Origin of the sequence: Streptomyces sp. XM83C, assembly GCF_023072675.1 — a bacterium.
In the GTDB taxonomy this organism is placed as follows: domain Bacteria; phylum Actinomycetota; class Actinomycetes; order Streptomycetales; family Streptomycetaceae; genus Streptomyces; species Streptomyces thermocoprophilus.
In genome coordinates this window covers 1-8,355 of sequence record NZ_JALLGL010000278.1, presented here as the reverse complement: position 1 = coordinate 8,355, position 8,355 = coordinate 1, and the positions used below count along the sequence as shown (strand labels likewise).

The following is an 8,355-nucleotide window of genomic DNA, read 5'->3' as shown; positions in this document are numbered from 1 at the left end:
GCGTGGCCCCAGCTGGTCAGGGGGTCCGTGTAGGACAGCAGACCCTCGCCCGTCACGCCTGCGAAGAACAGCAGCAGCGCCCCAGCGGCTCGACTGTCCGCAGCTACGCAAGCACGCGCCCCGCCGCTGCGTCGCCTGCTACCTGTAGGTGTGACGGCGGGCAGCCGCCCGCGACGGGGAGGGGCGTGTCGGGGGGTGCCCGCCCGCAGCGTGCGGCGAAAACGCCCGGCACGAAGGTGAGGAACAGAGCGTCGCACCGAGGACGGACACCCCCGGCGCGCACCCGACCCACCCACCGCCGTAGGCGCAACCGCAACCACGCACCCCCGGACACAGGCAGCCGCAGGCACTCAGGGGCGCGGGGAACTGCGCGACCAGGCCCCACCGGCCCGCGGGTGGACACGATGGCCCCGCCACGAACAGGGGCGCGGGGACTGCGCGAGAACCCCCACCCGCCCGCAGGTGGCCAGGGCTGCGCAGAGGGGCTCACCGGCCGTAGGTGAAGCGATCGCCCAGAGCGAACAGCCCGCGGGGAACAATCCCCGTGTCACAAGCATTGAGTCGGCATAGCTCAACTTGACTGCCGAAGGGGAGATCATGGCTTCGACGCCCGCATCGCTCACCCTGCCCGTGCTGCCGCTCGACGACGAGGTCGTACTGCCCGGCATGGTCGTGCCGTTGGACCTGAGCGACTCCGAGGTCCGCGCAGCGGTGGAGGCGGCACAGGCCGCACACGCGGCGCAGCCCGGACAGGTCGCCGGCAAGCCGGCCGTCCTCCTCGTCCCCCGCATCGACGGCACGTACGCCGACACCGGCGTCCTCGGCACCGTCGAGCAGGTCGGCCGCCTCGCCGACGGCGACCCGGGCGCCCTGATCCGCGGCCGTGGCCGCGTCAGGATCGGCGCCGGGACCACCGGCCCGGGTGCTGCGCTGTGGGTCGAGGGCGCCCGCATCGACGAGACGCTGCCGGACCCGCTGCCCGGCCATGTCACCGAACTGGTCAAGGAGTACAAGGCCCTCGCCACCAGCTGGCTGAAGAAGCGCGGCGCCTGGCAGGTCGTCGACCGCGTCCAGGCCATCGACGACGTCTCCGCGCTCGCCGACAACTCCGGCTACTCGCCGTTCCTCACCACCGAGCAGAAGGTCGCCCTGCTCACGACCACCGACCCGGTCGCCCGCCTCAAGCTCGCCACCCAGCAGCTGCGTGACCATCTCGCCGAGCAGGAGGTCGCCGAGACCATCGCCAAGGACGTCCAGGAGGGCGTCGACAAGCAGCAGCGCGAGTTCCTGCTGCGCCGCCAGCTGGAGGCCGTCCGCAAGGAGCTGCGCGAGCTGAACGGCGAGACGGACGGCGAGGAGTCCGACGACTACCGTGCCCGCGTCGAGGCCGCCGACCTGCCCGAGAAGGTCCGTGAGGCCGCGCTGAAGGAGGTCGACAAGCTGGAGCGCGCCTCCGACGCCTCCCCCGAGGGTTCATGGATCCGCACCTGGCTCGACACGGTCCTGGAGATGCCGTGGAACGAGCGCACGGAGGACTCGTACGACATCAGCGGCGCCAAGGCCGTCCTGGACGCCGAGCACTCCGGCCTGGAGGACGTCAAGGAACGCATCACCGAGTACCTGGCCGTCCGCAAGCGCCGTGCCGACCGCGGCCTCGGCGTGATCGGTGGCCGGCGCGGCGGCGCCGTCCTCGCCCTCGTCGGCCCGCCCGGCGTCGGCAAGACCAGCCTCGGTGAGAGCGTCGCCCACGCCATGGGCCGCAAGTTCGTCCGCGTCGCCCTCGGCGGCGTCCGCGACGAGGCGGAGATCCGCGGCCACCGCCGTACCTACGTGGGCGCGCTGCCCGGCCGTATCGTCCGCGCCGTCAAGGAGGCCGGGTCGATGAACCCCGTCGTCCTCCTCGACGAGATCGACAAGGTGGGATCCGACTTCCGCGGCGACCCCGCCGCCGCACTCCTGGAGGTCCTGGACCCGGCGCAGAACCACACCTTCCGCGACCACTACCTGGAAGTCGAACTCGACCTGTCCGACGTCGTGTTCCTCGCCACCGCCAATGTCCTGGAAGCCATCCCCGAGGCCCTCGCCGACCGTATGGAGATCGTCCGCCTCGACGGCTACACCGAGGACGAGAAGATCGTCATCGCCCGTGACCATCTGCTCCCGCGCCAGCTGGAGCGGGCCGGCCTCGGCGCCGACGAGGTGACCATCGACGAGGACGCCCTGCGCAAGCTCGCCGGCGAGTACACCCGCGAGGCCGGCGTCCGCAACCTGGAACGCTCCATCGCCAGGCTGCTGCGCAAGGTCGCCGCCCGGCACGAACTCGGCGAGCAGGACCTGCCGTTCACCGTCACCGCCGACCACCTCCGCGACCTCATCGGCCGCCCGCACCACGTGCCCGAGTCCGCGCAGGACCCGGCCGAACGCCGCACCGCCGTGCCCGGTGTCGCCACCGGCCTCGCCGTCACCGGAGCAGGCGGCGACGTGCTGTACGTGGAGGCGTCCCTGGCCGACCCGGAGACCGGCGCCGCCGGCCTGACCCTGACCGGTCAGCTCGGCGACGTGATGAAGGAGAGCGCGCAGATCGCCCTGTCCTTCCTGCGCAGTCACGGCGCCGAACTGGAACTCCCCGTCGGCGACCTCAAGGACCGCGGCGTGCACATCCACTTCCCCGCGGGCGCCGTCCCCAAGGACGGCCCCAGCGCCGGCATCACCATGACCACCGCGCTGGCCTCGCTGCTCTCCGGCCGCCTCGTCCGCACCGACGTCGCCATGACCGGCGAGGTCTCCCTGACCGGCCGCGTCCTGCCGATCGGCGGCGTGAAGCAGAAGCTCCTCGCCGCCCACCGCGCCGGTGTCACCACCGTGATCATCCCCAAGCGCAACGAACCCGACCTCGACGACGTCCCCGCCGAGGTCCTGGACAAGCTCGACGTCCACACCGTCACCGACGTCCGGCAGGTCCTCGAACTGGCCCTCGCGCCCGCCACGAGCGAGGCGCGGGAAGAGGCTCCCGTGGCGGCGTGACGGACGCCGCGGGAACGAGTGAGGGCCCGGTGCCCGGAGAGCATCCGTTCTCCGGGCACCGGGCCCTCCCCGTACACCGACCACCGTACGAATAACCGTACAAACCGATAGAATTCAGGCGTGACCGGGCCTGTGAGCCGTCCTTCCGCAGTGATCGGCGCCGGAACGGAGATCGCCGGCTACCGCGTCGAGCGTGAACTCGGCCGCGGCGGCATGGCCGTCGTCTACTGCGCCGCCGACCTCCGCCTGGGCCGCACCGTCGCCCTGAAACTGCTCGCCCCCGAGTACACCCGCAACGAAGCCTTCCGGCGCCGCTTCGCCCACGAGTCCCGCGTCGCCGCGAGCATCGAGCACCCCCACATCGTCCCGGTCTTCGAGGCCGGCGAAGCCGACGGCGTGCTCTACATCGCCATGTGCTACGTCCACGGCCTGGACCTCAGTGCCCTGCTCGAGCGGGACGGGCCGATGCCCGTGGCGACCGTACTGCGCATCGCCTCCCAGCTCGCCTCCGCGCTCGACGCGGCCCACGCGCACGACCTCGTCCACCGCGACGTCAAACCCGGCAACGTCCTCGTCGCCAAGGGCATCGACAGCGACCACCCCGAGCACGTCTACCTCACGGATTTCGGGCTGGCGAAGAAGTCCCTGTCGCTCACCGGGTTCACCACCGCCGGCGAGTTCGTCGGCACCCTCGACTACGTCGCCCCGGAGCGCATCGCGGGCCGGCCCGTCGACGGCCGCTCCGACCTGTACAGCCTCGCCTGCGTCGTCCATGAGCTGCTGACGGGCGCGCCGCCGTTCCAGCGGCCCGACGCCATGGACCTCCTCTGGGCCCACCAGTACGACCCGCCGCCCGCCCTCACCGTGTCGCGGCCGGACATCCCGCAGACCGCCGACGAGGTGCTGCTGAAGGCGCTGGCCAAGCTGCCAGACGACCGGTACGACTCCTGCCTGGAGTTCGTCGCCGCCCTGCGCGCGGCCACCGACAGCGGCGCCGCACAACAGGGCCGTACACCCACCGTCGTGGACTCCCGCGTCGCCGGCATCGTTCCCGAGCCGGCCCCGGCCGACCCGGTCTCCGGACCCAGCACGGTCTCCGGGCCCGGTTCCGTCTCGGGGCCCGCACCGGCCTTCGAGCCCACGCCGGTCTCCGTCGCCGCCCCTGCTCCCACCCGGATTCCCGAGCCGCCCGAATGGGCCGGGCCCGTGGTGCGCGGGCGCTTGTAACCGCATTTTTCCCTGCCGTCAAGTCCCGAACTGTCGGAACGTGACCCTGCCGTCGCGATCCGGCCTACTTGAAGTGCGGGCCGAACCGGAAAGTCCGGAACAACGAAAAGGCCCCACGGAAAGTAGGAGAAATCATGAACGGCAGCAACAACAAGCGCACCGAGAACCGCGAAGAAATCCGCACCCGTCGTACCCGACGCGGAATGCGCATCGCAACCACGGTCGCGGCGGTCGCGGTCGGGGCGGGTGGCGCTCTGGTGCCGGCGACCATGGCCTCGGCGAGTGCGATGCCGGATTCCGCCGCAGTGTCGATGGTCTCCAAGCACGACAGCCACAAGAAGCATGGCAAGTGGCATAAGCACTGCACCAAGAAGTGGACCAAGAAGCACGGTCACTGGAAGAAGACGTGGACGTGCAAGTGGTACAAGGACGACCACCACCACGGCCACAACGACCACTGGAACGACAAGCACGACCACCACGACAAGCACGACCACTGGAAGCACGACGACCACAAGAAGCACGACGACCACAAGAAGCACGACGACCACAAGAAGAAGGACGACCACAAGAAGAAGGACGACCACAAGAAGAAGGACGACCACAAGAAGAAGGACGAGCCGAAGAAGGACGAGCCGAAGAAGGACGAGCCGAAGAAGGACGAGCCGAAGAAGGACGAGCCGAAGAAGGACGAGCCGAAGAAGGACGAGCCGAAGAAGGACGAGCCGAAGAAGGACGAGCCCAAGAAGGACGAGCCCAAGAAGGACGAGCCCAAGAAGGACGAGCCCAAGAAGGACGAGCCCAAGAAGGACGAGCCCAAGAAGGACGAGCCCAAGAAGGGCGGTGACGGCGGCAACGGCGGAACCGGTGGTGCCATCGGCGGTAACGGTGGCAACGGCGGTAACGGTGCCGACCAGGGTGGCAAGGGCGGCGACGGTGGCGCCGGTGGTGCCATCGGCGGCGACGGCGGCGACGGCGGCGACGCGGTCTGAACCGTAGCGGTGGGGGTGAGGGCTTGAGAGGGCCCTCACCCCCACCGCGCTTTTCTCTCTCCCGCACGACGCATCCCAAGGAGCACCTCATGCCTCCCACTCCCCTCTGGAAGATCTGGCGCCGCTCGCTGGCCCTCGCCGCAGCAGCAGTGGCCATTTCCGCCGGCGTCTCCTGCGCCCCGGGTGCGGGGACCGACAACGACACGAAACACCGGACGCCCGACTCGGTCACGAGTTCAGCGCAGAGCGCGCCCGACAACGCCGAATGCGGCTCCGGCGGCAACGGAGGCGACGGTGGAGACAGCGGCGAGAACGGCAGCCCGGGCGAACCGGGAGAGCCCGGCACCCATGAATGCACTCGCTACCGCGACCTGCCCGACAAGTCCCGGGAAGACCTCACTCTGGCCGACAAGGTGAGGGTGGTCCTCGTCCTCCTGAACGGCGGCGCCACTCAGGAGCAGATAGCCGAGAAGTACGACATGCCGAAGTCCGAGGTCGGGTCGTGGAAGAAGGCCTATCTCGAAGAAGACTGGTCCGTCCTGGCGGGCAACTGACGATCAAGGTGACTCAGATGAAAAAGCAGGCTCGTGGATCCGTCCGCAAGAACGTTCTGGCCGCTGCCGCGGTTTCCCTCTTCCTCGCCGTCGGCGGCGTGATGGGCTCGGCGGGCGGGGTGTTCGCGGCCCCGGCCGTGCAAGGTCAGGTTCAGCATCAGGCGGCAGAGGATCACAAGGAGAAGGGCGAAAAGAAGGACACGGAAGACAAGGAGCAGGAGAAGAAGAAGGACAAGAAGGGAGGCGAGGAGAAGCAGAAACACAAGAAGAAAAAGAGGAAGCGGCACAAGGGGCACGAGAAGAAGGGGCACCACAGAAAGCACCGCCATCACCACCACCATCACCACGATGATCACCACTACGGCGAGGATTCCTGCCGACGTGGGGACGGCGGAGACGGCGGCAACGGCGGTGACGGCACGGGCACCCCGCCCATCTGCACGGAACCTGGTCAGAGCGGCACCGGCGGAAACGGCGGACGAGGGGGCCGGGGCAAGTGCGGCGGTGAGGACGGCCGCGAAGGGAAGGAAGGCAGCGGCACCGGCGGCGGCAACGGCGACCCCTGCCCCGACGAGCACGCGCCCGACTCCACGGGCTCCACGGACTCGAAGGGCTCGACCGACCCGAAGGGCCCCAAGGACCCCAAGGGCCCGAAGGACCCGAAGGACCCCAAGGACCCCAAGGACCCGAAGAGCCCGAAGGACCCCAAGGACCCGAAGGGCCCGAAGGACCCCAAGGACCCGAAGGACCCCAAGGACACGGCACCGTCCGGCACCGATGACTCCGGTACGACCGATTCCACGGGCACCGACACCGGCACCGACAGCACCGGCTCCACCGGCACGTCCCCGGACTCGAACCCGGCCCCGGAGTCCGAGCCCGACCCGAACCCCGACGACGTGATCGTCAAGTAGGGAGATCGAGGAACACGAGGAAACGGAAAGAGGAAACGGGAAAGGCGAGGACCTGAACCCGCAACCTCGGCCCAACCAGCAACCCCGGCCCCGCCGACCCCGTCCCGGCGGGGCCGGTTGCCGCTGTCAGAGCAGTGCGAGGTCGGCCGGTGCGGACAGGGACTGTTCCGCCCAGACGGCCTTGCCGACCCGGTCGTGCCGGGTGCCCCAGCGGTCGGCGAGCTGGGCGACGAGCAGCAGGCCGCGTCCGCCCTCGTCGAAGATGCGGGCGCGCCGCATGTGCGGGGTGGTGCCGCTGGAGTCGTAGACCTCGCTGACCAGGGTGTCGTTCTGGTGGATGAGCCGGAGCCGGAGGGGCGGCCGGCCGTAGCGGATGGCGTTGGTGACGAGTTCGCTGACGACCATCTCGGTGACGAACGCGGCGTCGTCCAACCCCCAGCGGGTCAGCTGCTCGGAGGCGACGCGGCGGGCGCGGGAGACGATCGCGGGGTCGCTCTCCAGCTCCCAGGAGGCGACCCGGTCCTCGTGCAGGGCGTGGGTGCGGGCGACGAGGAGGGCGATGTCGTCGTCGGGGCGGTGGCTGAGCAGCTCGGCGAGGATCCGGTCGCACACCGCGTCCAGGGTGGCGGCGGGCCGGCCGAGCGCGGCGAACAGCTTGTCCAGGGACACGTCGATGTCGCGGTCGCGGGCCGCCAGCAGGCCGTCGGTGTAGAGGGCGAGGAGGCTGCCCTCGGGCAGTTCGGTCTCGAAGACCTCGAACGGCAGCCCGCCCAGCCCGAGCGGCGGTCCGGCGGGCACGTCGAGGAAGCGGACCGTGCCGTCGGGGGTGACCACGGCGGGCGGCGGATGGCCCGCGCGGGCGATGCTGCACCGGCGGGAGACAGGGTCGTAGACGGCGTACAGGCAGGTGGTGCCGATGCCGCCGGCGGTCTCGGCGGCCGGGTCGCCGCTGCTCTCGTCGGCGGCGAGGCGCAGGACGAGGTCGTCGAGGTGGGTGAGGAGTTCGTCGGCGGGCAGGTCGACGTCGGCGAGGGTGCGGACGGCGGTGCGCAGCCGGCCCATCGTGGCGGAGGCGCGGATGCCGTGGCCGACGACGTCGCCGACGACGAGTGCCACGCGCGCGGTGGACAGCGGGATCACGTCGAACCAGTCGCCGCCGACGCCGGCACGGGTGGCGGCGGGCAGATAGCGGGTGGCGATCTCCAGGGCCGCCTGTTCGGGCAGGGTGTGCGGGAGCAGGCTGCGCTGGAGGGCCATCGTGGTGGTACGGGCCCAGCTGGTGCGGCGGGCCTTGTGCAGAGCGGCGGCGGCGCGGGCGGTGAGGTCCTCGGCGAGCCGCAGTTCCTGCGGGCCGAAGGGTTCCGGGCGGTGGTGGCGGCCGAAGAGGGCGACGCCGAGGCGGTTTCCGTCGACGAGGAGCGGCACGACCATCAGGGACCGGGTGCCGCAGTCGCGCATCCAGGCGGCGCCCGGGTCGGACTCGGCCCAGGCGGCCACGGCGGGGTCGGTGGGGTCGTACAGGGCGGGAGTGCCGGTGGCGAGGCATTCGGCGGGCGGTGAGCCGGGACCGTAGGCGGTCAGCTCGCCCGCGGCGGCGCCGGGCGCGCGCCCGCCACCGCCGCCCCTGTCCCCGCCGCCCCTGTC

At 70.8% G+C, this 8,355-nt stretch carries 6 protein-coding genes; 5 read left to right on the top strand and 1 reads right to left on the bottom strand.

Annotation, left to right across the window (positions count from 1 at the left end; translation table 11 throughout):
- Positions 1-597 precede the first annotated feature (597 nt).
- The 5 genes from lon to MTQ10_RS24465 all read left to right on the top strand — a co-directional run bounded on the left by lon (position 598) and on the right by MTQ10_RS24465 (position 6,711).
- A complete protein-coding gene (gene lon, locus MTQ10_RS24485; protein WP_247472324.1) occupies positions 598-3,024 on the top strand; it encodes an endopeptidase La in 2,427 nt (808 codons plus the stop codon).
- A gap of 120 nt (positions 3,025-3,144) precedes the next feature.
- Positions 3,145-4,251 (top strand): serine/threonine-protein kinase, encoded by a 1,107-nt coding sequence (locus MTQ10_RS24480; RefSeq protein ID WP_247472323.1) that lies wholly within the window; start codon positions 3,145-3,147, stop codon positions 4,249-4,251.
- Between the two features lie 134 nt (positions 4,252-4,385).
- Complete coding sequence (locus MTQ10_RS24475; RefSeq protein ID WP_247472322.1) at positions 4,386-5,243, top strand: hypothetical protein; 858 nt, start codon at positions 4,386-4,388, stop codon at positions 5,241-5,243.
- A gap of 89 nt (positions 5,244-5,332) precedes the next feature.
- Positions 5,333-5,797 carry a hypothetical protein gene (locus MTQ10_RS24470; RefSeq protein ID WP_247472321.1) on the top strand — a complete coding sequence of 155 codons (465 nt, stop codon included), beginning with the start codon at positions 5,333-5,335 and terminating at the stop codon, positions 5,795-5,797.
- 17 nt (positions 5,798-5,814) lie between these two features.
- Entirely contained in the window at positions 5,815-6,711 is an 897-nt protein-coding gene (locus MTQ10_RS24465) for a hypothetical protein (protein ID WP_247472320.1), read from the top strand.
- A gap of 126 nt (positions 6,712-6,837) precedes the next feature.
- Here MTQ10_RS24465 and MTQ10_RS24460 read toward each other — a convergent pair.
- The coding region (locus MTQ10_RS24460; RefSeq protein WP_247472319.1) for a SpoIIE family protein phosphatase at positions 6,838-8,355 on the bottom strand (1,518 nt) is incomplete at its 5' end.

Excerpts from the sequence above, each read along its gene's own strand:
- MTQ10_RS24470 (WP_247472321.1), top strand. The coding sequence starts at position 5,333 with ATGCCTCCCACTCCCCTCTGGAAGATCTGGCGCCGCTCGCTGGCCCTC.
- MTQ10_RS24465 (WP_247472320.1), top strand. The coding sequence starts at position 5,815 with ATGAAAAAGCAGGCTCGTGGATCCGTCCGCAAGAACGTTCTGGCCGCT.
- MTQ10_RS24475 (WP_247472322.1), top strand. The coding sequence starts at position 4,386 with ATGAACGGCAGCAACAACAAGCGCACCGAGAACCGCGAAGAAATCCGC.
- lon (WP_247472324.1), top strand. The coding sequence starts at position 598 with ATGGCTTCGACGCCCGCATCGCTCACCCTGCCCGTGCTGCCGCTCGAC.